Source organism: Mesorhizobium sp. M1227, from assembly GCF_040318315.1.
Taxonomy (GTDB): domain Bacteria; phylum Pseudomonadota; class Alphaproteobacteria; order Rhizobiales; family Rhizobiaceae; genus Mesorhizobium.
On record NZ_JAMYLZ010000036.1, the window covers coordinates 22442 to 44720 of the forward strand.

The 22279-nt window shown below is 63.8% G+C and carries 22 protein-coding genes; 11 read left to right on the forward strand and 11 right to left on the reverse strand.

Going from position 1 to position 22279, the window contains the following annotated elements:
* Positions 1-90 precede the first annotated feature (90 nt).
* Together NKH28_RS28205 and NKH28_RS28210 are read left to right on the forward strand one after the other, a co-directional pair.
* A complete protein-coding gene (locus NKH28_RS28205) occupies positions 91-1416 on the forward strand; it encodes an NAD(P)H-dependent oxidoreductase (protein ID WP_352541747.1) in 1326 nt (441 codons plus the stop codon).
* The gene (locus NKH28_RS28210; protein WP_352541748.1) at positions 1409-1567 is read left to right on the forward strand and encodes a hypothetical protein; all 159 of its coding nucleotides are present in this window, start codon (positions 1409-1411) and stop codon (positions 1565-1567) included. Before NKH28_RS28205 ends, NKH28_RS28210 begins: the two co-directional genes overlap by 8 nt.
* Before the next feature lie 147 nt (positions 1568-1714).
* Here NKH28_RS28210 and proC read toward each other — a convergent pair whose 3' ends face one another.
* The gene (proC, locus tag NKH28_RS28215) at positions 1715-2530 is read right to left on the reverse strand and encodes a pyrroline-5-carboxylate reductase (RefSeq protein WP_352541749.1); all 816 of its coding nucleotides are present in this window, start codon (positions 2528-2530) and stop codon (positions 1715-1717) included.
* A 226-nt stretch (positions 2531-2756) separates the two neighbouring features.
* Between proC and NKH28_RS28220 the strand changes: the two genes are divergently transcribed.
* The 5 genes from NKH28_RS28220 to NKH28_RS28240 all read left to right on the forward strand — a co-directional run bounded on the left by NKH28_RS28220 (position 2757) and on the right by NKH28_RS28240 (position 7385).
* On the forward strand, positions 2757-3485 hold the full coding sequence (locus NKH28_RS28220) for a hypothetical protein (protein ID WP_352980923.1): 729 nt from the start codon (positions 2757-2759) through the stop codon (positions 3483-3485).
* A 36-nt stretch (positions 3486-3521) separates the two neighbouring features.
* Positions 3522-3656, forward strand: coding sequence for a hypothetical protein (locus NKH28_RS28225; protein ID WP_023677431.1), 135 nt, complete (start codon positions 3522-3524; stop codon positions 3654-3656).
* A gap of 37 nt (positions 3657-3693) precedes the next feature.
* Positions 3694-4593 (forward strand): bifunctional methylenetetrahydrofolate dehydrogenase/methenyltetrahydrofolate cyclohydrolase FolD, encoded by a 900-nt coding sequence (gene folD, locus NKH28_RS28230; RefSeq protein ID WP_352541751.1) that lies wholly within the window; start codon positions 3694-3696, stop codon positions 4591-4593.
* Between the two features lie 16 nt (positions 4594-4609).
* A complete protein-coding gene (locus NKH28_RS28235; RefSeq protein WP_352541752.1) occupies positions 4610-5608 on the forward strand; it encodes a GlxA family transcriptional regulator in 999 nt (332 codons plus the stop codon).
* Positions 5609-5717: 109 nt separating this feature from the next.
* A complete protein-coding gene (locus NKH28_RS28240) occupies positions 5718-7385 on the forward strand; it encodes a vWA domain-containing protein (RefSeq protein WP_352541753.1) in 1668 nt (555 codons plus the stop codon).
* Between the two features lie 48 nt (positions 7386-7433).
* On the opposite strand, the gene edd is transcribed toward NKH28_RS28240, so the two are convergent.
* From edd to NKH28_RS28260, 4 genes are all read right to left on the reverse strand, one after another.
* Positions 7434-9257: a phosphogluconate dehydratase gene (gene edd, locus NKH28_RS28245; RefSeq protein ID WP_352980924.1), complete on the reverse strand. Its 1824-nt coding sequence runs from the start codon at positions 9255-9257 to the stop codon at positions 7434-7436.
* Between the two features lie 73 nt (positions 9258-9330).
* Positions 9331-10044 (reverse strand): 6-phosphogluconolactonase, encoded by a 714-nt coding sequence (gene pgl / locus NKH28_RS28250; protein ID WP_352980925.1) that lies wholly within the window; start codon positions 10042-10044, stop codon positions 9331-9333.
* Positions 10026-11495: a glucose-6-phosphate dehydrogenase gene (zwf, locus tag NKH28_RS28255; RefSeq protein WP_352472717.1), complete on the reverse strand. Its 1470-nt coding sequence runs from the start codon at positions 11493-11495 to the stop codon at positions 10026-10028. Before zwf ends, pgl begins: the two co-directional genes overlap by 19 nt.
* On the reverse strand, positions 11492-11737 hold the full coding sequence (locus NKH28_RS28260) for a hypothetical protein (protein ID WP_352980926.1): 246 nt from the start codon (positions 11735-11737) through the stop codon (positions 11492-11494). Before NKH28_RS28260 ends, zwf begins: the two co-directional genes overlap by 4 nt.
* 30 nt (positions 11738-11767) lie before the next feature.
* On the opposite strand from NKH28_RS28260, the gene NKH28_RS28265 reads away from it, so the two are divergent.
* Positions 11768-12514 carry an SDR family oxidoreductase gene (locus NKH28_RS28265; RefSeq protein ID WP_352541756.1) on the forward strand — a complete coding sequence of 249 codons (747 nt, stop codon included), beginning with the start codon at positions 11768-11770 and terminating at the stop codon, positions 12512-12514.
* Positions 12515-12577: 63 nt separating this feature from the next.
* Here NKH28_RS28265 and NKH28_RS28270 read toward each other — a convergent pair whose 3' ends face one another.
* From NKH28_RS28270 to NKH28_RS28280, 3 genes are all read right to left on the reverse strand, one after another.
* The gene (locus NKH28_RS28270) at positions 12578-13378 is read right to left on the reverse strand and encodes an SH3 domain-containing protein (protein WP_352541757.1); all 801 of its coding nucleotides are present in this window, start codon (positions 13376-13378) and stop codon (positions 12578-12580) included.
* A 259-nt stretch (positions 13379-13637) separates the two neighbouring features.
* Positions 13638-14924 carry an NAD(P)/FAD-dependent oxidoreductase gene (locus tag NKH28_RS28275; RefSeq protein ID WP_352980927.1) on the reverse strand — a complete coding sequence of 429 codons (1287 nt, stop codon included), beginning with the start codon at positions 14922-14924 and terminating at the stop codon, positions 13638-13640.
* A 111-nt stretch (positions 14925-15035) separates the two neighbouring features.
* Entirely contained in the window at positions 15036-15926 is an 891-nt protein-coding gene (locus NKH28_RS28280) for an SH3 domain-containing protein (protein ID WP_352980928.1), read from the reverse strand.
* 262 nt (positions 15927-16188) lie between these two features.
* On the opposite strand from NKH28_RS28280, the gene NKH28_RS28285 reads away from it, so the two are divergent.
* Positions 16189-18615 carry a DNA/RNA non-specific endonuclease gene (locus tag NKH28_RS28285; RefSeq protein ID WP_352980929.1) on the forward strand — a complete coding sequence of 809 codons (2427 nt, stop codon included), beginning with the start codon at positions 16189-16191 and terminating at the stop codon, positions 18613-18615.
* A 106-nt stretch (positions 18616-18721) separates the two neighbouring features.
* On the opposite strand, the gene NKH28_RS28290 is transcribed toward NKH28_RS28285, so the two are convergent.
* Positions 18722-19468 (reverse strand): metallophosphoesterase family protein, encoded by a 747-nt coding sequence (locus tag NKH28_RS28290; RefSeq protein ID WP_352980930.1) that lies wholly within the window; start codon positions 19466-19468, stop codon positions 18722-18724.
* A 94-nt stretch (positions 19469-19562) separates the two neighbouring features.
* Entirely contained in the window at positions 19563-19916 is a 354-nt protein-coding gene (locus NKH28_RS28295) for an ArsR/SmtB family transcription factor (protein WP_352457526.1), read from the reverse strand.
* Between the two features lie 193 nt (positions 19917-20109).
* On the opposite strand from NKH28_RS28295, the gene NKH28_RS28300 reads away from it, so the two are divergent.
* Both NKH28_RS28300 and NKH28_RS28305 read left to right on the forward strand, forming a co-directional pair.
* A complete protein-coding gene (locus NKH28_RS28300; RefSeq protein ID WP_352980931.1) occupies positions 20110-21288 on the forward strand; it encodes an MFS transporter in 1179 nt (392 codons plus the stop codon).
* 146 nt (positions 21289-21434) lie between these two features.
* The gene (locus tag NKH28_RS28305) at positions 21435-21605 is read left to right on the forward strand and encodes a hypothetical protein (RefSeq protein WP_352980932.1); all 171 of its coding nucleotides are present in this window, start codon (positions 21435-21437) and stop codon (positions 21603-21605) included.
* A gap of 18 nt (positions 21606-21623) precedes the next feature.
* Here NKH28_RS28305 and NKH28_RS28310 read toward each other — a convergent pair whose 3' ends face one another.
* Positions 21624-22223, reverse strand: a complete 600-nt coding sequence (locus NKH28_RS28310; protein ID WP_352541090.1) for a LysE family translocator — start codon at positions 22221-22223, stop codon at positions 21624-21626.
* Between the last annotated feature and the right edge of the window lie 56 nt (positions 22224-22279).

A 22279-nucleotide genomic window follows, 5' to 3' on the forward strand; every position in this document is an offset into this window, starting at 1 on the left:
CTTCATAATGCATGTCGCCCAAAAGTGTGCCGCGGTTTTGGGACAACGACATGCATAAAAACAAAGACTTAAAGCAGTGGACGTTCCAGTATGACCAATGTCGCCTTGACCGGGCTTGCCCGCGATCTTGCCAAGCGCGCCGCGGAAGGCCGCCCGGTGCGCATCGGCGTTATCGGTTCGGGCGAGATGGGCACCGACCTGGTGACGCAAGGCATGCTGATGCCGGGCATTTCGGTTTGCGCGATCTCGACGCGCCGCCCGCATACGGCGCGTGACGCCATCCGCATTGCTTATGGCGATCAGGCGATGGCAGCCGAAGCGGACAGCGCTTCGAAGGTCAGCCAGGCGATCGAAAGCGGCAAGATCGCCGTCACCTCGAACGAAATGCTGGTCACCAATCCGCTTATCGATGTCGTCATCGATGCCACCGGCAAGCCCGGCGTCGCCGCCGATTTTGACCTGATGGCGATGCAGCACGGCAAGCACCTGGTGATGATGAATGTCGAGGCCGACGTTACCATCGGCTGCTATCTAAAGCAGCAGGCCGACCGGCTCGGCGTCGTCTATTCGGTCGGCGCCGGCGACGAGCCGTCGAGCTGCATGGAGCTGATCGAGTTCGCCTCGGCGCTCGGCTACACCATCGTCTCCGCCGGCAAGGGCAAAAACAACCCTCTCAACCACGACGCCGTTCCCGACGACTACCGCGAGGAGGCGCTGCGCCGCAACATGAATCCGCGCATGCTGGTCGAGTTCGTCGACGGCTCGAAAACCATGGTCGAGATGTGCGCCATTGCCAACGCCACCGGGCTGGTGCCCGACGTTCCCGGCATGCACGGCCCCAAGGCCGATCGCGACGAGCTGGTCAAGGTGCTGATCCCGCGCGAGCAGGGCGGCATCCTGTCGAAGAAGGGCGTCGTCGACTACACCGTCGGCAAGGGCGTGGCGCCCGGCGTCTTCGTAATCGTCGAGGCGACGCATCCGCGCATCATCGAGCGCATGGACGATCTGCATATCGGCCACGGCCCCTATTACAGCTTCTTCAGGCCCTACCATCTGACCTCGCTGGAAGTGCCGCTGACGGCGGCTCGCATCGCGCTTTACGGCAAGCCCGACATGGTGCCGCTGCCGCGGCCGGTGGCCGAGGTCTGCGCCGTGGCCAAGCGCGATCTGGCGGCAGGCGAGGTTTTCGATGCGATCGGCGAGACCTGCTACCGCTCCTGGACCATGACCGTCGAACAGGCCCGCGCCCATCGCGCCGTGCCGGTTGGTCTGCTCGAAGGCGGCAAGGTGCTGAAACCGGTGAGGAAAGGCGAATTGCTCACCGCCGACAATGCCGCGCCCGACCCGACGACCAGGCTGTTCGCCTTGCGCCGGCTGCAGGACGAGATGCTGTATGGGAATCTTGGTGATGGCTGAGGTCCGTAAATCCGAGTTGAAGCGGGAAAATGGACGCCCTTCTCTGGCAGAGCGGCTCACGGCCATTGCCGATGATCTCAAAGCCAAAGCCGGCAAAGACGGGCCGCCCGAGAACAAGGACGAGATCGACGACTTGTGGGGGCATCGCTGATATCTGTCGACATTCTAGGCTATCGCGATTTTGATGTCGGCAGGACAGTGGAGGGCGCGAAGGAACGCCACGTAACGGCTTTTCTACCGGTTGCTATTGCCGACAGGAACGGTCGGCCATCACCGCCGACCGGCTCCCCCAGAAGCCCTACTTCCCCAGCTCGATAGACCGCAGCCGCGCCGCTTCCACCGCCTCGGTGAGCAGGCGCGTCAGCCGGTCCTCGCCCATCAGTACTGCAAGGGCCGCAGCCGTGGTGCCGTTGGGGCTGGTCACCTGCTGCCTGAGCACGCCCGGCTCCTCGCCGCTTTCGGCGGCCAGCGATGCGGCGCCGTAGACCGTCTGCATGGCCAAGAGCTTGGCAGTCCCGGTCGGCAGGCCGGCTTTCTCGGCGGCCACGGTCAGCGCTTCGATGAAATGGAAGATATAGGCCGGCCCCGACCCGGAGACTGCCGTCACCGCATCCATCAGGGCCTCGTCGTCGATATCGGCCACTTGCCCGCTTGCCGAAAGCAGGTCGGCGACGAAGCGTTTGGTGTCGTCGGAAACCAGCCTGTTGGAAAACACCACCATCATGCCCTTGCCGATCGCCGCCGGCGTGTTGGGCATGCAGCGCACGATCGGCGCGCGGTCGCCGAGAATACCTTCAAACGTGGCGACCGGTGTCCCGGCGGCGATGCTGAGGAAGGTGGTCCGGCCATCGTTGAAGCGGATGTAACCAGCCGTCACGTCGCGGATCACCTGCGGCTTCACCGCAATGACGACGAGAGCCGGCACGGCGTCAGCCGGGATGGCGCCGGCATCGGCGCCAACACCGCAGCCCAGTGCTTCGGCACGCTTGCGCAAGTCGGCATTGGGCTCGACCACGAACACCGCAGTCGGAGCGAGCTTGCCGGCTTTCAGCCAGCCCGAGAGCATGGCGTAGCCCATATTGCCGCAACCGGCGAGAACAAGCCTGATCGTCATCGAAAGCCTCCCATAGAGATGGCTTCCCCATAGACGCTCGCGGCAGGGCGGGGAAGCCCTGTTGGGACCGTGATCGGGCGGAAACCCCGACCTTGCGGTTGGGATGCGCATGTAGTCGCGCAGTCGCGCGGCGACCAAATTAACCTTTTATTTCCTATGCCTGTTTAGCATCGCTTAAGCAGTGGCGGTCGCTACGCCCCAGCCCGAGGGGAAGGCTCCAGAAACCATGGCTTATAGGAAAAATCGTGAACACTGGAGGAACCAGCAGTCCTTGCTGTCGCTCGTCGAGGCGGTGCGCGGCGAGGACGAAGCATCGCTGGTTTCGCTAGAGGACCGCGCAGGCCCGTCATGGCGCGAGGATGCCGCCACACGCCATCGTCTTGCCCGCTCGCGCCGCGAAGCGTGTGCCAGTCCGATCCTGTTGGCAGCCGCCGGCATAAGCCAGCCCGATCCTGATGAGCCAAAGGCCGGCACCATACTGATGGAAGAGGCTGCAGCGGCCGATGGGTTTTTCGACCCCGCTGGCCCCCTTGGCGGCCCCGATGCCGGTTCCGCCGATCACGCAGCATACCGGGCAGCGCCGCCTCCCGCTTCGCCGGTCGAGGTCGCGCGCCCAGGGCCGATCGGTGCCGTGTTGTCGGCGCTGCGCAGGCTCATGCCCGGTAGCGCGCCGGAGGAGGTGGCGTCCGGCGAGACTTCTGCCGCCACAAATTCCGGCGCAGCCATGCCGCCCGCCTTCCCTCCACAGCCGCTCTATGCCGGACAGGCACCTTATCCGCAGCAACCCGCGCCGCCGCATCCGACCTATACTCAGGCCCGGTCGAGGAAGGCAAATCAGGCCTCGGAAGCCGCCGATCAGCAAAGCCAGATCGAGGAAATCCGCGCCAGCCTGCGCGAATTCCGCGAGGTCGTTCGCGAGCTCACCGAAAACCGCGCGCGCCGCCGCTATTTCTGAGCGTCGAATAAAACATGCCGATTTCGAGTTAACGGCATGGGACGGCGCATTGACGGGATTGCCCGGCTCGATTTTCGTGAAAATGCCGCGCTGCATGTCCGCCCGCAGCGCATGGTTCTGGGCAACGGCCTGCATAAAAGATATCTGGAGCGCGCCGCATGGATGTTTTAACGCGGCAGGCTTACGCGATCGGCGTCGAGGGTGGTTCATGGCTGAGTTGATTGACGGAAAAAGCGTCGCCGAAGACGTGGTGCGGCGGGTCAAGGCCCTGACCGCCGAGCTGGCGGAAAAGGGCGGACGGCAGCCCGGTCTCGCCGTGGTCATCGTCGGTGAGGATCCGGCGAGCCAGGTCTATGTCGCCTCCAAATCCCGCACCGCCAAGGAATGCGGCTTCCATTCGGTTCAGCACACGCTGCCGGCCGAAACCTCCGAGCCGGACCTGTTGAAGATCATCGGCCAGCTCAACGCCGATCCGGCCATCAACGGCATCCTCGTGCAGCTTCCGCTTCCCGGCCATATCGATTCCGGCAAGATCATCCAGACCATCGCGCCGGAGAAGGATGTCGACGGCTTCCACTTCATCAATGTCGGCAAGCTCGGCACCGGCGAACTCGAGACCGCCTTCGTGCCTTGCACGCCGGCCGGCTCGATGCTGCTGATCGAACGCGTGCGCGGCAAGGACCTGTCCGGTCTCAATGCGGTCGTCGTCGGGCGTTCGAACATCGTCGGCAAACCGATGGCCAATCTTCTGCTTGCCGCCAACTGCACCGTCACCATCGCACACAGCCGGACCAGGGACCTGCCGGCGCTTGCCCGCACCGCCGATATTCTGGTTGCAGCCGTCGGCCGGCCTGAAATGGTCCGCGGCGACTGGGTCAAGCCTGGCGCCACCGTCGTCGATGTCGGCATCAACCGCATCGCCGCACCTGAAAAGGGCGAAGGCAAGACGCGTCTCGTCGGCGACGTCGCCTATGCCGAGGCGGCGAACACGGCCGGCGCCATCACGCCGGTGCCTGGCGGCGTCGGACCGATGACCATTGCCATGCTGATGGCCAACACGCTAGCTTCCGCCTATCTCGCAGCCGGATTGAAACGGCCTTCCTTCTGACCAGAAAGCAGCGTCCTTGCCGAACCTCACTGTTCCCTTAGAACGGCCGGTCACCAATGATCCCGTTCAGGGCGGGCGGCAGTTCGGGTTTCTGTTGGTCGACAAGTTCTCCATGTTCTCGCTGGCCGCGGCAATCGACACGTTCCGGTCGGCGAACCGGCTGCTCGGCCGCGATTTCTATGGCTGGACTACGGTGTCGGCCGACGGCGACGCCGTCATGGCGTCCAACGGCCTGCCGCTCAAGATCGACTACGCGGTTGCCGATCTGCCGCCGGTCGATATCCTGTTCGTCTCGGTCGGGCTGACGACGGAATTTCCCGGCAAGAGCAAGGTGCTGGCAGCGCTGCGCAGTTGGGGCCGGCGCGGCAATGCGCTCGGCGCGCTTTCGGTCGGCTCCTATTTGCTTGCCGAAGCAGGCCAGCTCGATGGCTATCGCTGCACCATCCATTGGGAAAACCGCGCCGGCTTCCTCGAACGCTTTCCGGACATCAACTGCACCGGCAACGTCTTCGAGATCGACCGCAGGCGCTACACCTGCGCCGGCGGCACCACATCGATCGACCTGATGCTGGAGATCGTGCGCGGTGACTTCGGCTCTAGCCTCGCCAATGGCGTCGCCAACCAGTTCCAGCATGAGCGCATCCGCTCGGCCGGGGACCGCCAGCGCGTCGGCCCGGAACGCGACCTGACCGGCAAGTCGGAGAAGCTGCGCCGCATCGTCGAGCTGATGGCCGACCATCTCGACGAGCCGCTGTCGGCGGTGCAGCTCGCCAAGTCGGCGGGCCTGTCGGTGCGCCAGGTCGAGCGCCTGTTCCTGCGCCATCTCAGTGTGACGCCCGGGCGCTACTATATGCGGCTTAGACTCGAGCGGGCGCGCGAACTGCTGCGCCAGACCAACATGCCGATCCTCGACGTGGCGATCGCCACCGGCTTCACCTCGCATTCCTATTTTGCCCAGAGCTATCGGCTCCAATTCGGCCGGCCGCCTTCCGAGGAACGCCGCACGACCTATTGAGGGTTGCACAGAGGTGGCGCAGCTTCGTACTCCACCCGGGCTTGTGTCGCGACGCAGCGTCAAATAGCTTTCCGGCGCCGAGCGGCGGCGGCTGACGGGGGGATTTTTGATGACGGGATTTGTGCAGAGCGTCGCTGCGGCGGCCCTGTTGCTGTGGACGACAGGGTTCGGCTTCGCCGCCGATCGCGTCATCGTCATTCTCGATGCCTCCGGCTCGATGTGGGCGCAGATCGACGGCAAGCCCAAGCTCGAAATCGCCCGTCAATCGCTGCGGAACGTGCTGCAATCGGTCCCGGCCGAGGAGGAAATAGGCTTCATGGCCTATGGCCATCGCGAGAAGGCCAGTTGCGACGACATCGAACTCATCGTGCCACCGCAGGCAGGCTCGGCAAGTGCGATCTCAGCCGCGGCCGACAGCTTGAAATTTCAGGGCAAGACGCCGTTGACCGCCGCGGTCAAGCAAGCGGCGGAAGCATTGAAATACACCGAGGACAAGGCGACGGTCGTGCTCATCACCGATGGCATCGAGACATGCAACGGCGATCCCTGTGCACTCGGCAAGGAACTGGAGGCTGCTGGCGTCGACTTCACCGTCAATGTCGTCGGCTTCGGCCTGACGGCGGCCGAAGGCAAGCAGATCGGTTGCCTCGCCGACAATACCGGCGGCAAATATATCGAAGCGTCGGATGAAAAGGCATTGCAGGACGCCCTCGTCGAGACCGTCGCGCCTCCGCCACCCGCCCCTGAACCGACTCCCGCCCCGCAGCCTGCTCCCCAGCCGGCGCCCGCTCAGCCGGCGGAGTCCAATTTCGTGCCCACCGTCGTGCTTGCCGAGGGTGGCGATCCCGTCACCGACGGCAATGCCTGGGAGATCTACAAGGCGAATTCCGACGGCACGCGCGGCGATCCCGTCACCACCGAATATGGCACCTACAGAGGCAATCTGGAGCCGGGCGACTATATCGTCGTCGCGCGTGCCGGCGAGGCCAGGGCCGAACAGAAGATCACAATAGAGCCTGGCCAGGTCGCCAAACCGCACTTCAACTTGAATGCCGGCACGCTGGTCATCCACCCCAGGCCGAGCGAAGGAGCGGACGTTGATGACGGCGCGGCTGTCGTAATCGGCTATCCCGGCGTCGACACCCCGCCGACCTATTACGGTGACACGAAAGTCGTGCTGCCGGCCGGTGACCAGAAGGTGACGGTCACGATCGGCCAGGGCATGGTTATCGAGACGATCCCGCTTGCCGCCGGCAGGGTCATCGACAAGGACATCATCGTCGGCGTCGGGCGTGTCGTCGCCAACGCCTATTATGATGCCGGCGGCGACAAGGCCGAGGGTTCGGGCATCGGCTTCAAAGTGCTCCAGGCGAAAAAGAACGTCGACGGAACCAGGCAGGAGGTGACTTATGCCTACGGTCCGGACAGCAAGTTCGATCTGCCGCCCGACGATTATGTAATGGTCGCGACGGTCGACCTTGCGGTGGCCGAGCAGCCGTTCAGCGTCAAGGTTGGCGACCATCAGGATCTGAAGATCGCGATGAACGCCGGCATGCTGACGATAACCGCGCCAGGAGCCTCGAAGATCGAGATATTCGAGGCCAGGAAGGCCATCGACGGAACCCGCAAGTCGGTCGGCTACGCCTATGATCAGAAGTATCAAGCCACCCTGTCGGCCGGTGACTACGCGGTGGTTTCGGAGAAATCGGACAACAGCTCGAAGGAAGGCACGGTAACGGTCAGGGCCGGCGCGCGAGCCGAACTGACGGTTCAATAGATCCAGTGGAGAGCAGCCATTAGCCGCTCTTCCCTATTGCCGAAAAAATCATGCCGTACCGAAGGCGCTGGCGCCATGGTCGGCGCGTCCCACCAACTGCCGGAACCCGGCGAAAAGCTCGCGGCCGAAGCCGAATTCATTGCCTATGAGGTCGCTGTCCGCGGGGCGGCGCAGTGCGAAATCGCCGGCTGGCACCAGTACCTCCAGCGTCCCGGCCTCGGCGTCGAGCCTGATGATATCGCCGTCATGGATCCTGGCGATAGGCCCGTCCTCCGCCGCTTCCGGCGTCACGTGGATCGCCGCCGGCACCTTGCCTGAAGCGCCCGACATGCGGCCGTCGGTGACCAGCGCCACATGCTGGCCGCGGTCCTGCAGGATGCCGAGCACGGTGGTCAGCCTGTGCAATTCCGGCATGCCGTTGGCCTTCGGACCCTGGAACCGAATGACGGCGATGAAGTCGCCGGTCAGCGACCCCGCCGTGAACGCCTCGTTCAGGCCTTGCTGGCTGTCGAACACCTTGGCCGGCGCCTCGATGATGCGCCGCTCCGGCTTGACCGCCGATGTCTTGATGACGGCGTGGCCGAGATTGCCCGAAAGCACTTTCAGACCGCCGCTCGGCTGGAACGCCTTCTTGAACGGCGCCAGCACCTTCTCGTCCCCGCTCTCGCGCGGCGAAGCCTCGCGCACGACGCCGCCGTCGGCGCCGAGCCTGGCCTCGACCGCGTAGGGGCGCAGCCCTTCGCCCCACACCGTCTGCACATCCTCATGCAGGATGCCCGCGTCGAGCAGTTCGCGGATCAGGAAGCCGAGCCCGCCGGCAGCACGGAAGTGGTTCACATCGGCAAGGCCGTTCGGATAGACTCGCGCCAGCAGAGGCACGGCTTCCGAGATGTCGGAAATATCCTGCCAGGTAATGGCGATGCCGGCCGCCGCTGCCATGGCGATCAGGTGGATGGTGTGGTTGGTCGAACCGCCGGTGGCGTGCAGGCCGACGATACCGTTGACGATCGAGCGCTCGTCGATCATCCGCCCGACCGGCGTGTAGGCGTTGCCGAGCGCGGTGATCGCCAGCGCCCGCTTCGTCGCCTCCCTGGTCAGTGCGTCGCGCAACGGCGTGCCGGGATTGACGAAGGAAGCGCCAGGCGTGTGCAGGCCCATGATCTCCATCAGCATCTGGTTGGAATTGGCGGTACCGTAGAAAGTGCAGGTTCCCGGCCCGTGATAGGATTTTGATTCCGCTTCGAGCAGTTCGGCCCGTCCCGCCTTGCCCTCGGCATAGAGCTGGCGGATCTTGGCTTTTTCGTCGTTCGGAATGCCGGTCGTCATCGGCCCGGCCGGGATGAAGACCGCCGGCAGATGGCCGAAGGTCAGCGCCGCGATCACCAGTCCAGGCACGATCTTGTCGCAGACGCCGAGATAGACGGCGGCATCGAACATGTTGTGCGACAGGCCGATTGCCGCGGCCATGGCGATCACGTCGCGCGAGAACAGCGACAGCTCCATTCCGGGCTGGCCCTGGGTGACGCCGTCGCACATCGCCGGCACGCCGCCGGCCACCTGGGCGATGCCGCCGGCCTCGCGCGCCGCATCCTTGATCAGCCTCGGAAACGTCTCGAAAGGCTGATGCGCCGACAGCATGTCGTTATAGGAGGTGATAATGCCGAGATTCGGCACCCGGTCGCCGCCAAGCGCCACCTTTTCGGAAGGGCTGCAGACGGCAAAGCCATGGGCCAGGTTGCCGCAGGACAGCACGGCCCGGTTGGCGGTGCGGTTCGAGGCTTCGGCGATGCGGCCGAGATAGGCCTCGCGACCGGGCTTGGAGCGCTCACGGATGCGCTGGGTGATGGCTTCGATATCGCGTCTTGCGGTCATGGCGGTCGGTCCTTTCAGGCGAGGTCCCGCAAACACCTTCCGGCTGTTGCCGGGACCTGCAGCCAAGTTGAGATCAGGGTGCCCAGAAAACCTCTACGGGCTTTTGAGTGGCATCGAGCACGGCGCGAATGGGCTTTCGTGTTCCAGTTCCAAGCGCGGCCTCGAATGCGCTGCGTTTTTCCGCGCCCTCGATATGCAGCGCGATGAAGGCGGCTTTGATGATCCGCGCCAGTGACAGCGTCAGCCGTGGCTCGCCGGCGCTTGCCGCATGAACCGGAAGCACGACCCTTTGCGACGACGGATCGAGCAATCTTGCCAGGTTCTCGGCATCCGGAAAGAACGAGGCGGTGTGGCCATCAGTTCCCATGCCGAGCACAACGACGTCGAGTGGCCAGGGCAGCACTTGCAGCGCCTCGCTGTCGGAGACCGCTGCAACCTCGATACTTGCCGCGGCGTGGTAGAGCGGCACGAAATTCGCGGCGGCGGCCGCGTTCTGCAGCAGGTTGGCGGCAACCAGGCCGGCATTGGAGCGCGGCGATGAGGGCGGCACGAAGCGCTCGTCGACCAATGTTATCGTCACCTTTTCCCAGGCGATCGGAACGGTCGAAAGCGCCGCGAAGAATTTCGCCGGCGTCGTGCCGCCCGAGACCGCAAGCAGCGCCGTGCCGCGCTCGGCGATCGCCTTTGACAGACGGCCGGCGACGTGGCCGGCAAGCGCTGTGGCCAACTCCTGGCGTCCGGCAAATTCGTGCCAGTTGTAGGCGCCGCCTAATTGCTCTCGTGCCATGTCCGCCCGTCGCGTTCGATCAGCGCAATCGAGGCCGAGGGGCCCCATGTGCCGGCGGTGTAGCCTTGCGCCTCTTGCCTGCCGCTTTCCCAGGCGTCCTGGATCGGGTCGATCCATTTCCACGCCGCCTCGACCTCGTCGCGGCGCATGAACAGCGTCTGGTTGCCACGGATGACGTCCATGATCAGCCGCTCATAGGCATCGGGGGCGCGGCCGTCGAAGGATTGCGCAAAACTCATGTCGAGCGGAATCTGGCGCAGCCGCATGCCGCCCGGCCCCGGATCCTTGATCATGATGAACTGCTTTACGCCCTCGTCGGGCTGCAGCCTGATGACCAGCTGGTTGGCGGAGATCGGCCCGGCGCTCTCGCCGAAGATCGAATGCGGGATCGGCTTGAATTCGATGACGATCTCCGAAACGCGCGTCGCCAGCCGCTTGCCGGTTCGGAGGTAGAACGGCACGCCCGCCCAGCGCCAGTTGCCGATCTCGGCCTTGAGCGCAACGAAAGTCTCGGTGTTGCTGTTCTTGCCGAGTTCCTCGACATAGCCTTTCACCGGCCCGCCGGCCGAGGCGCCGGCACGATACTGCCCGCGCACCGTGTGCTTCGGCGCTTCGTTGCCGTTGATGCGCTTCAGCGCCCGCAGCACCTTCAGCTTTTCGTCACGGACGGCATCGGCGTCCATCGACGACGGCGCCTCCATCGCGACCAGGCAGAGCAGCTGCAGCATGTGGTTCTGCACCATGTCGCGCAATGCGCCGGCCTTGTCGTAATAGGTGACGCGGTCTTCCAGGCCGACAGTCTCGGCCACGGTGATCTGCACATGATCGACATTGGCGGAATTCCAAAGCGGCTCGTAGAGCGCGTTGGCAAAACGCAGCGCCATCAAATTCTGGACCGTCTCCTTGCCGAGATAGTGGTCGATGCGGAAAATCTGGCTTTCATGGAAGTCGTCGCCGACCAGGTCGTTGAGCGCGCGCGCCGAAGCGAGATCGCGGCCGATCGGCTTTTCCAGCACGATGCGCGAATTCGGCGTGATCAGCCCGTGCTCCTTCAGCTTGTGCGAGATGTCGCCGAACAGCGCCGGCGCCACAGCCAGATAGAAAGCGCGGATGTGTTCGCTGTCGCCGATCGCCTTCTTCAGCCTGTCGAAGCCGGCACCTGTGGTTGCATCTGCCGGGATATAGGAGAGCCGCGCGAGGAACGTCTTCAGTTCCGTGGCGTCGATATCCTCCGGTTTCACATGATCGGCAATCGCCTGCCTGGCGAACGACTGGAATTCCTCGTCGGTCATCTTCGAACGCGATGTGCCGATGATGCGCGTCGGCTCGGAAAACTGGTGGTCGCGCTGCCGGTGGTACAGCGACGGCAGAAGCTTACGTTCCGAGAGGTCGCCGGTGCCGCCGAAAATGATGAAGTCGAAAGGGTCGACGGGAATGATCTGGCTGGTCATGGTCTGTCCGCTGTGACGCCGGTCGCGATAACGCGGCTGATATAATCTAATCGATTTAAACTTGCCAGTGCCATTGCGTCACATCCGCGTGTGCTCTTGACACCGGCGCTGGCCGGAGGCTTGTCGGCAAGCGATGCTTCCGGAGCCTTCGCAGTTGCAGCATAGAGCCGGATGGCAGCGAAAGCCAAAGGAGAAATCGTCGATGGACGCACATCTTTCGATGGCCTGGCCAAACGCGTCATCGATCGCTTTCAACGATGAGTGAGAAAAGCATGCGCCTCAAAAATAAGGTCGCAATCATCACTGGCGCTGCCTCGGGCTTTGGCGAGGGCATGGCCAGGCGCTTTGCCGAGGAGGGCGCGCGGGTAGTCGTCGCCGATCTGAACGCCAAGGGCGCAGAGCGCGTTGCCGGCGAGATCGGCGAAAAGGCGATCTGGACCCAGACCGACGTCTCGCTGCGGTCCGAATTCGACGACATGGTCAATGCCGCAATGAGCGCCTTCGGCCGCATCGACATCATGGTCAACAACGCGGGTTACACCCATCGCAACGGTGACATGCTGGAAGTCGACGAAGCGACCTTCGACCTGATCACATCAGTCAACATGAAGGCGATCTACCACGCAGCGCTTGCAGTGGTGCCGGTCATGGAACGGCAAGGCGGTGGCGTCATCCTGACGACGGCCTCCACGGCCGGTATCAGACCGCGGCCCGGCCTCACCTGGTACAACGCCTCGAAGGGCTGGGCGATCACCGCGACCAAATCGATGGCGGTGGAACTCGCGCCGAAGAACATCCGCGTCAACTGCCTTTGCCCAGTTGCCGGCGAGACCGGCATGCTCGCGAAATTCATGGGCGCCGACACACCCGAGATCCGCGAGAAGTTCCGCGCGTCGATCCCGCTCGGCCGGCTTTCGACGCCGCTCGACATAGCCAATGCCGCGCTTTGGCTTGCTTCGGACGAAGCGGCTTTCATCACTGGCGTGGCGCTGGAAGTCGACGGCGGACGTTGTATTTGAACGGCCGGGGCCTCCGGCGGAGGACTGGCTGACGGCGAGCGACCCGCAATCGCTCTGCCGGCCCTACGCCCCGGTTTTGACGTAGCTCTTGTAAATCCAGCCGCGCTTGCCGTTGTAGACGATCTGGCACCATTGCTTGCAGCTCATCACTTGCACCGAGGTCTTGGCCGGCACGGTGAGAATCGCGGCCGCATTCTTTTTTGGGCCGGTGCGCATGGTGACGGATCTCAGGATGCGTCCGGTACCGGCAGTATTGGCTCTTCCGGAATTTGCCTTGGTGCTGTTGTCGTCTTCGCTCGCGGTCTGCGTCGGCAGTTGCGGCTTGGGCGTGGGGATGGCGGCGGTCTGCGCGCCATCGGGCCCGCTGTTTTTCGTTGAGCTGCCGGGAGCCGCGACTTTGGCAAACAATGCCGCAGCGTCGGGTTTTGCTGCCGGGTCGGCGAATGCCACCGAAGCAGACGATTTATCGGTCGCCTGCTCGGTCTGGCTTGCCAGCTGGTCGGATGCTGCCGTGGCGGCGGCCGATGCCGTCTTTGGCCCTGTCCAGCGCGGATCGTTGGGAGCCAGCGCTGGTATCTCGGCTTCCGCTGCGGCCACCGCTGGGGAAACCGCATCTGCCTTGCCCGTCGTCCGCGGCGGCGCAGCAACCTTGGCAGGCATGATCTTCGTCGTCTTGACCGGGATGGTCGGAACGATCTGCTCAGGACTTGCGGCCGCTTGTCGCTCATTTGCCGGCAATGCCAGCCACAGTGCCACCGCGGCAACGCCGAGCAGTGCGACCGTGCCAAGCGCGGCTATCACCAGATGCGCGTTCGACCGGACCCCGTGCCAGAACGTCGGCCGCATATCGTAACCGAATTGCATCGCAAGGCGCCGTCGTTCCGGCGCGCCGAAACTGAAGGGCTCTCTCACACTTGCCACCTCCATTTGCGGGCCGATGTTCTTACGACCCATGCCGGAGAGCCGGCATTTCGATCGGCATCGGTCCCAAACCAAAAGCGGGCAGGCCCGCAAAAATTCCCCGTTCAGCTGCCCACGAGCATCATCTTTCGCCCGCGATTGTGGCATCACTGCGCCCTTGGCGGGAATTCTGCGCCCCGGTTAAGGATTCTGCAACGTCTGGTTAGATCCTGTCCCGCAACGCGTACCAGTTGAGCGCAAGGAAGAGCAGTGGCGCGCGCAAACGCCGGCCGCCGGGGAAGGGTGGAATTTTCAGGTCCTCGATCAGCTTCAGCCGGTCGCGGTTGCCGGCGACCGTCTCGGCATAAAGCTTGCCGAAAAAGTTCGACAGCATGACGCCGTGGCCGGAATAACCGCCGATCGAGGTCACATTGGGCATCACTTCGCGCACGAACGGCTTTCTCGGCACGGTGATGCCGACGTAGCCGCCCCAGCCATGAGTGATCTCGACGTCCTTCAGTGCCGGATAGATCTCGGCAATCTGCCGGCGGATGTGGATGTGGATGTCCTTGGGATCGTTGACCGCATAGATCTCGCGCCCGCCAAACAGCAGCCGCCCATCCTTCGATTTGCGGAAATAGCGCACGACAAAGCGCGAATCGTCGACCGCCTCGCCACCCGGCAACACTTTGGAATCGGCTCCCAGCGGTATAGTCGCGCCGATGAAGGAGCCGATCGGCATAATATGCGCGGCACTCACCGGTTCGAGCGTGCCGCCATAGGCGTTGACCCCGATCAGGCATTTAGCGGCGGTGATCGTGCCCTTCGGCGTCACAACCCTGACCTTGCCGCCGCCGGAGGTGATGCCGGTCGACGGCGTCTGCTCGAAAAGCTTTGCGCCGGCCTCTGCCGCGACTTTCGCGGTGCCGATCACCAGCTTCAGCGGATGGACATGGCCGGTGCCGGTGTCGCGGGTGCCGCCGAAATAATGCGTCGAGCCGAGCCGCTCGGCAGTCTCCGCGGCATCCATAAATGAGATGTGCGGATAACCGAACCGGTTTGCCATGATCTCGGCATGCGCCTTGTAGTCGTCGACATAGCGCTTCTTGTGCGCCACCGACATCTGGCCGGGCATATAGTCGATCTCGATCTGGTGCATCGCGGCAAAGTCGAGCAGATGCGCCTTGGCCTCTTCGGCAAGGTCGAACAGCGCCTTGGCGCGGGAAAAGCCGTATTCCGCTTCCAGTTCCTCTGCCCAGGCCCGTTGTCCGGTGCCGAGCTGGCCACCATTGCGGCCCGATGCGCCGTCACCGAAACGATGCGTTTCGATAAGCACGACATCCGCGCCTGTCGTGGCGAGATGAGCCGCCGCCGACAGGCCGGTAAAGCCGCCGCCGACAATCACCACATCGCATGTCCGGTCGCCGTCGAGCGCCGGATATTCGGGCCTTGGCCCGGCCGTGTCTTCGTACCAGGAGCGGCCGGGGGAGATTGGGGATTGGTAAGTCATGATGCTCGGCTAGGGGAGTAGGGCAGTAGGGCAGTAGGGCAGTAGGGCAGTAGGGCAGTAAGGCAGTAGGGCAGTAGGGCAGAGGTTCGAGCGCCCTTTAAACATATTGCCCTACTGCCCTACTGCCTTATTCCCCCTATCACTATCCCCCAACGCCAAAGCGTTCGTAATCTCGAAGCGTTCGGAAGCACCGACGCGGATCATGTTCAGGCTGCCCTCGCGGGTGAAGCGGAATTCGCCGGGCGCGTCCGCACCGGCCGGCTTGCCGGCCTTGAAGCTGATGATGCGCGTGCCGCCATCGGGCCAGGTCACGGTCACGTCGGTCTTGTCGCCGGTGCGCACCACGCCTGCCTTGCAGCTGGTCATCGGCTGGCCGAGATAGCGCGCACAGGGGATGGCGTTGCCGGCACCGGGTACCGGTGTCCCCGGCGGCTGAAGCCGCGCAACGGTCTGTGCGTCGGCCGGGGGCGCCGCGTTGGCCGCGCCGAAATTCTGGACGGGACCCACTGCCGCGGGCGGCGATCCATCAACCTGTCCAGTCGTGGGGTTTCCACCGGCCAGGGCCAGGCGGTAAGCATCCTCGATCGCCACCCTGCCGATCGCGTCAGGGGAATTCAGCGGCGTTTCGGGAGCGGTCGCGCCGAGGCGCGTTGTCAGGTCGGGCAGCGGCTGAGGCGCAGGGTTCTCCGCACTGGCCGCCACCTGCGGTGTCACTTGCCGGGGATTGATAGGGTCGAGGTAGCGTGCGGGCGCCCATCCGCTCATCTTCGGGTCATCAATGTCTTCAACCTTGCACCATTTGTAGCCGCTGACGTCGCCGCAGCCGAGATTTTTCACGCTCGAACCACTCGGCAGCCGCGCCTCGATCTTGCCCATGGCCGACGCCGTGGCGCGCACGTTCAGGAGATCATCCGGAGCAAGACCCGTCACAATCGAGATGATGGGCTCCGGCTCCTGGCCGTTGGCCGGCAACTCCGCCAGCATCAGCGGAGCGGCAACCATCGCAAGCAGCGTCGTCGGGAGTGTTACTGTGCGCCTAATCATCTGCCATGGTGGTAGGTTCAATTGCCGAAGGCGCGGCCAGGCACGAAAGCGCCATCGCACGCCAGCCGGTTTTTATAGGCGACGAGGCGGCGCTGTGTAAGCCCGAAAAGGTGCCGCGTGTTGAATCGCGACCAGGCCGCTTCCGTGAACTAACAGCCGGCAAAATATTGCACATTTCATGTAAATATGCACTCTCTCAAGTAAGGTTGAGGAGGGCAATATGGTCGACCTTGAAATATTTGCGCAGGTGGAAAACATAGTTCGCCAGCGTATCAAGAAAACGCGCGCCGAGATTGAGGCTTCACTTGGTCACATCGCCAACGGCAATCCGCTGGCCGCCGAACAGACCCTCTCCAGGCGGCTCGACAGGTTGCAGGTAAAGGCGTCGCTCAGCCGCACCGAAGCGGAGATGATATCGGCAGCAATTGACATGAGGTCTGCCGGGGAAAGAAAGGCCGCCGCCAAGCAGCCAGGGCCGGAGGCTATTCTCGGCCCAACGCTCGATTTCATCGGGGTCGCATTCCTCGAGCGTGGGCGCCGTGCTGCCGATGCGGTTGGCCGCGTTGCCTTTCTCAACGGCAATCCGCAAGGATCGGGTTTTCTGGTCGGGCCAAGGTTGTTCCTCACAAACAACCATGTGATTTCGTCGCAGGCGGATTCCCGGCGCTTCCAGGTCCAGTTCGATTATGAGCAGGACGGTGCGAATGCCGTGCGTACGCCGACGACGTTCCTGTTCGATCCTGAATCCTGTTTCGTGAGCGATAGCATAGAGGGTCTGGACTATACGCTGATCGGAGTCGGCGAGCGGCGTTCCGGCCCAAAGGAACTGGGGGAGTTCGGTTTTATCTCGCTGTCGGATGCGCGCGACAAGCATATGCTCGGCGAAATCGCCAACATCGTCCAGCATCCCGATGGCCGCTTCAAGGAACTGGTGTTGCGTGAAAACCGGCTGGTGGCCCGCGACGAAACGGTGCAAGTGCTGCACTATGTCGCCGACACCGAACAGGGTTCTTCCGGCTCCCCGGTCTTCAACAATGAATGGGAACCTATCGCCCTGCACCATTGGGCCGGCCCGTTCCACGAGGTGACGGGCATAGGTGGCTATGCGCTTGCGCGCGAGATCAACGAAGGCATACGGATCAGCGCCATCGTTGACGATCTGGGTGCTAGAAAGTCCAAGCTGCCGGGCTCCTCGGCATCGGCGGTTTCGCAAGCTCTGGCGATTTGGGCCGGCATGCCGCGCATGATGGACGAGACAGTTCGGCTGAACGCCGATATTCGCGAAGATGTGCCGGACAGGCCGGTGCAGCGGCCGGAACCGGATCGCAATCGGCCGGCGACGAGACACAATGCCGATGGCTCGGTCACCTGGACTTTTCCCGTCGAGATAAATGTCCGGGCGCCGCTGATCGACCGCGACGGAGGCGATGCGAGACGAAACGACGGCAAAGGCCCGGCAAGCGAACCCGGGAAGGTGGCCATCGCCGAGGCCGCGGGTTGGAAAACGGAGGATTTCGACGATCGTGGAGGGTATGAGCCCGGCTTCATACCGGGCTTTGTCCTGGCAATGCCGACGGTTGCCAATTCACCCTACCGGTTGGCCAAAAACCTTCTTGCCAAACCGGGAGAGGACCCGCACGAATTGCGCTACCATCATTTTTCGATCTTGATGAACGCCGATCGCAGGCTTGCCTTCGTCACGGCCTGCAATATCGATGGATCCCGCACCAAGGCGGTCAATCGTGAGGACAAGACGGTCATCGACAACCCGTCGCTTGTCGAATTGGGGGTGGAGTCGATTTCCGGTTCGGAAGCCAGCGATGCTTTCCGGCCGGATCGGCGCCTCGACCTTGGCGAGCAGATGACCCAGGAATTCTATTCGAGCCAGAATGTGCCTGGATTTCCCGTCGCAAAATCCAAGGAACGAATCGCTCGAATGTTCCAGAAGGGCCATATTACACTTCGCGGCGACCCCGCATGGGGCGTCGATCAGGAGGCGGTCGCGGCAGAACGCGACACGTTCTTTTATACCAATGCTGCGCCGCAAGTCGGCTTCTTCAATCAAGGAAGCTCGCTTAACCATCCCGGCTCCAAAGGGAAGTTGAGATGGCGCGCGGTAGAAACCTATGTGCTGCGCAACGCCTATACGACGCGAGGCCGTGTCACGGTGTTTGCCGGGCCAGTGTTCGGCGAGGACGATCCTCCCTACCGCTTCGATAGCAATGTTCCGCTGAAGTTCTGGAAGATCGCGCTGTGGTCCGATCAAGCTGGCCTGCGCGCCATCGCGCTGCTGGCGGACCAGAAGCCGGTTTTGGAAGTGATGCCCGAAGCGTTCGGCGAGCGTGCCGAGGCATTCGATGACCCGCTTGAAATTGCCAGGGTATCGGAGTTCCTTTCGACGGTGGCCGAGATTGAAGAGCTGACCGGCCTGAACTTTGGCCAGCAGGTGCGCGACGCCGACATTCGGGCCGGTTCCGAATCCGCCCCAGCACAGACGTTCAACCCAACGCAACTGGCGCCGAAGACGTCACGGCCAAAGGCTTCGGCGACCAAGACTTCGACGTCCAAGACTTCGGCGTCCAAGACTTCGGCGGCCAGCGCCCGACGTCCTGCCAAGCGATCGAAGCGATCGGCGTCTGACGACTGAAGATTGGACCCGTCGCGACTTCTGCCGCTCGAAGGCGGTCATCCGTTCAGCTAGGCATGAGCAAGCTCAGCCTGGGATGAGCAAGCTCAGCCTGGGATGAGCAAGCTCAGCCCGGCATGAAGCCGGTGCGCAGCGCGTGAGCCCATTCGGGCCGTCCCGCCTGTTCGGCCTGATACGCCGCCGCCTTATGGTCATAGTCGACGGCGATGGATTCGAAACGATCGGGATGCAAGTCGACGATGCCGTAGCGGGCGTGCGGCGAACCCTGTTCGGAGACATGCGCCGGCGGGGTTGAATCGTCATAGGCGGGGCAGCCGATGCTGCCCGGGTTGAAGATGACCGGACCGCCGGGAATGCGGACCAGCTCGCTGCGATGGCTGTGGCCGCAAAGCATGATGCGGCAGGCGGGATCGATCGCGCCGAGGCGCCGCTGGATTGCGACCAGCGGCGCGCGCACCAGCCGGCCGTCGAGGATCACGTCAGTCAGGTATTTTTCGTCGTGGTCGGGCCGGGCGTGGAAGGCGAGTATGCCGGGCGCCAGCTCCAGCGTGACGGGCAGCGCAAATAGCGCCTCGCGTTGGCCTGCGGTCAGCCGTTCCTGCGCGTAGCGATCGGACGGCCACATGGTCTCGTCGGCGGTGTCGCGGGCAACGCGGCGGTCGTGGTTGCCGCGCACCGTCGGCAGGTCGAGCGTCTCGAGCCGCTCCATGGTCTCGCGGGGCCAGAGCGGGCCGGAAACGCAATCGCCGAGATTGACGATGAGGTCGGCGCCGCCGCGCTGCCGCAGATCATTGAGCACGGCGTCGAGCGCCAGGACATTGCCGTGGATGTCGGCGAGGACGGCAATGCGCATGGCAGGCTCCGTTAATTGGAATGGCTGGAGGGCGGGTGAAGCTACTTTTCTCGCCTCGCGAGGCGGGCGAGAGCGGAACCCAGCTTCGGGTCGTTCAGGCGCGGACTTCGATCTCGTGGCCGCCGACCGCCGGCAACGATGCGTCGCCGGCCGCGGCAATAACACTGTCGAGCAGGCCCGGGAAGCGGCGGTCGAGATCGTCACGGCGCAGCGTGATCAGCCGGCTGGTTCCAACCGCCTCGGTGCGGGTGACGCCGGCCTCACGCAACTTGGCCAAATGGTAGCTCAGATTGGTCTTCGAGCAGAGATCGAGGAACCGGCTGCAATTCAGCGGCACGCCCTCTTTGCTGGCGAGATAGCGCACGATGGCCAGTCGCGTCGGGTCGCCGAGCACGGCAAGCACGTTCGGCAGGCTGATCTGGTCGGCGGTGGGATGGGGCAAGGTCATGCCCAGGAATTAAGCACATTCGGAGCCGATTTCAACGCATCTCCTCTCGTGGCTAATGGACACATAGTTTCGTTTCGTCGCCCCGTCCTGACACAGGGCTGTCAGGATGGTTCGGCTATTTTGCAGCGGCTTTATTGACATCATGCCCTGTTATGTCCAATTGTTCAATAACCTTTGAACTAAGGAAATTGCCATGGATAAGCGCCTCATCTGGCTTGCGCTCGGATCGTTCACGATTTCGACCGAAGGTTTCGTCATCTCCAGCCTTTTGCCCGACATTGCAAAGGATGCCGCCATCTCCGTTCCGCTCGCCGGCACGCTGATCACCGCGTTTGCGCTCGCCTATGCGATCGGCGCGCCGATCCTGGCAACGCTGACCGGCGAATGGGACCGGCGCCGCGTCATCCTGTGGACGCTGGTGTTCTTCGTGTTGGGCAACGTCGCCGCGGCGCTGAGCTCCTCCTTCGAATTGCTGTTGATCGCGCGCATCGTCATGGCGCTGTCGTCAGGCTTGTTCGCAGCGACCGCACAGGGAACGGCCGTTGCGCTTGTCGACGATCATCACCGCGCCCGCGCCATTGCCGTGGTCGTCGGCGGCACTACGGTTGCGGTCGCGGTCGGAGCACCGCTCGGCGCGCTCGTTGCGACGGTTGCCGGCTGGCGCGGCACCTTCTTTGCCATCGCCGGCCTCGGTGCGCTCGCCGGCGCGATCCTGTGGTACCGGCTGCCGCGCGGCATCGTCGGCACCAGGCTGCCGCTCCGGATGCGGCTTGCAGCGGCACTTCGCCCCGGCGTCATGCCTATCCTGGTGACGACGATCCTGGCGCTGATCGGCGCCTTCACCGTCTTTGCCTTTGTCGCGCCGCTGGCGATCGAAGGCGGCGGACTGAACCCGATCGCGCTTCCCGGAATGCTGCTCGCCTTTGGCGTTGGCGCGGTCATTGGCAATATCGGCGGCGGTCAGGCCGCCGACCGTTTCGGCGCGACGCGCACCGTCTGCTGGTCGCTGGCGCTGAGTGCCGCCATGCTGGTCACGTTTTCGCTGATCCCGATGTTCCTGCCGCGCGAGATCGCCGGGCCGGCGCTCATGGCCATGATGGTGCCGTGGGGCATCGTCGGCTGGGCATTCCCGCCGGCGCAGGCCAGCCGCATTATCAAGCTGGCGCCCGATGCCGCGCCCATCGTGCTGTCGCTGAACGCTTCGGCGCTCTATCTCGGCGTGGCACTGGGTGCCGTGGTCGGCGCCGCTGTGCTGCGCTATGGCGCACCGGCCGACCTCGGCGTGGTCGCGGCGGCGTTCCCGATCATCGGTCTGGGCGTAGTGCTGGCGGGCCATCTGGCGGCGCGTCCGGTGGCGATGCCGGCCGAGTAAGGCTTGTGGGCAAAGCTTGGCTGCCGGCCGCCGATAGTTGAAGTCGCGGCGGCGGTGCGTCAAAATCCAGCGCGGCGATTTCGTCCAGTGCCGAATTCTGGGAAGTTGCCGGAAGCGACCTCGCCGACGTTCCGCAAGAAATCGTCATGACCGCCGACGATCTGGTCGATGCAGCGCTGGTTGGCCTGGCAAAGGGTGAAGCATTCACGGCACCGGGTCTTGCCGATATTGCCGGGGGGGGGGGCCTTTCTTCGCGTCCGCAAGGCTTCGTCGGCAGTCTTCTGGCGGGCAAGCCGGCGGCGCGTTACGCTGCCTGACATGGCTAAAGACTGATCTTACGCTGTCCGCCACATCGGGATGATCGAGGCGGCCAGCAGCAGGCCAAGCACGGCGTTGAGCATGCGCCACTGCCGCTCGGTTCGCAGCAACCCGGCGAGCAGCGTGCCCGCCACGCACCATGCTGCCAGCGATAGGGCCGCTGCAAGGCCGAAGACCGTGCCGAGCAGCAAGGCGAGCTGCAGCGGCCCGTTGGCGAGCCCGGCAAAGGATGCCGCCGCTCCCAGCCCCATGGCCCAGCCCTTTGGGTTCATCCATTGCAGGCCGGCGCCGCCCAAAAAGCTGTTCGGCTTTGCCATGGCCACGTCCAGATTGGGCGGACCGCTGCGGCCGATCTTGAGGGAAAGCCACGTCAGATAGAGGGTACCGGCCATTTTCATTGCCAGTTGCAGCGAAGGAGCGGCGGCCAGCAGACCGGCGAGCCCGGCAGCACCTGCCGCAGCCACCGTGGCCAGGCCGGCCGCACTCCCGGCCATCAGCGGGATAGAGCGGCGAAAGCCGAACTGCGCGCCGGACGCCGTCGACAAGGTCGTGGCCATGCCGGGCGTTGAGGTTGAGACCAGCGCGAACAGGACGAGGGGAAGGACAGGTTCAAACATGCTGCTTCCTTTGAAGCCTGCACGGTAGGCTGTTCGGCTCATCAGTAAATGCAATG

Excerpts from the sequence above, each read along its gene's own strand:
- NKH28_RS28205 (WP_352541747.1), top strand. The coding sequence starts at position 91 with ATGACCAATGTCGCCTTGACCGGGCTTGCCCGCGATCTTGCCAAGCGC.
- NKH28_RS28210 (WP_352541748.1), top strand. The coding sequence starts at position 1,409 with ATGGCTGAGGTCCGTAAATCCGAGTTGAAGCGGGAAAATGGACGCCCT.
- proC (WP_352541749.1), bottom strand. The coding sequence starts at position 2,530 with ATGACGATCAGGCTTGTTCTCGCCGGTTGCGGCAATATGGGCTACGCC.
- NKH28_RS28220 (WP_352980923.1), top strand. The coding sequence starts at position 2,757 with ATGGCTTATAGGAAAAATCGTGAACACTGGAGGAACCAGCAGTCCTTG.
- NKH28_RS28225 (WP_023677431.1), top strand. The coding sequence starts at position 3,522 with ATGGGACGGCGCATTGACGGGATTGCCCGGCTCGATTTTCGTGAAAAT.
- folD (WP_352541751.1), top strand. The coding sequence starts at position 3,694 with ATGGCTGAGTTGATTGACGGAAAAAGCGTCGCCGAAGACGTGGTGCGG.
- NKH28_RS28240 (WP_352541753.1), top strand. The coding sequence starts at position 5,718 with ATGACGGGATTTGTGCAGAGCGTCGCTGCGGCGGCCCTGTTGCTGTGG.
- edd (WP_352980924.1), bottom strand. The coding sequence starts at position 9,257 with ATGACCGCAAGACGCGATATCGAAGCCATCACCCAGCGCATCCGTGAG.
- pgl (WP_352980925.1), bottom strand. The coding sequence starts at position 10,044 with ATGGCACGAGAGCAATTAGGCGGCGCCTACAACTGGCACGAATTTGCC.
- zwf (WP_352472717.1), bottom strand. The coding sequence starts at position 11,495 with ATGACCAGCCAGATCATTCCCGTCGACCCTTTCGACTTCATCATTTTC.
- NKH28_RS28260 (WP_352980926.1), bottom strand. The coding sequence starts at position 11,737 with ATGACGCGTTTGGCCAGGCCATCGAAAGATGTGCGTCCATCGACGATT.
- NKH28_RS28265 (WP_352541756.1), top strand. The coding sequence starts at position 11,768 with ATGCGCCTCAAAAATAAGGTCGCAATCATCACTGGCGCTGCCTCGGGC.
- NKH28_RS28270 (WP_352541757.1), bottom strand. The coding sequence starts at position 13,378 with ATGCAATTCGGTTACGATATGCGGCCGACGTTCTGGCACGGGGTCCGG.
- NKH28_RS28275 (WP_352980927.1), bottom strand. The coding sequence starts at position 14,924 with ATGACTTACCAATCCCCAATCTCCCCCGGCCGCTCCTGGTACGAAGAC.
- NKH28_RS28280 (WP_352980928.1), bottom strand. The coding sequence starts at position 15,926 with ATGGTTGCCGCTCCGCTGATGCTGGCGGAGTTGCCGGCCAACGGCCAG.
- NKH28_RS28285 (WP_352980929.1), top strand. The coding sequence starts at position 16,189 with ATGGTCGACCTTGAAATATTTGCGCAGGTGGAAAACATAGTTCGCCAG.
- NKH28_RS28290 (WP_352980930.1), bottom strand. The coding sequence starts at position 19,468 with ATGCGCATTGCCGTCCTCGCCGACATCCACGGCAATGTCCTGGCGCTC.
- NKH28_RS28295 (WP_352457526.1), bottom strand. The coding sequence starts at position 19,916 with ATGACCTTGCCCCATCCCACCGCCGACCAGATCAGCCTGCCGAACGTG.
- NKH28_RS28300 (WP_352980931.1), top strand. The coding sequence starts at position 20,110 with ATGGATAAGCGCCTCATCTGGCTTGCGCTCGGATCGTTCACGATTTCG.
- NKH28_RS28305 (WP_352980932.1), top strand. The coding sequence starts at position 21,435 with ATGACCGCCGACGATCTGGTCGATGCAGCGCTGGTTGGCCTGGCAAAG.
- NKH28_RS28310 (WP_352541090.1), bottom strand. The coding sequence starts at position 22,223 with ATGTTTGAACCTGTCCTTCCCCTCGTCCTGTTCGCGCTGGTCTCAACC.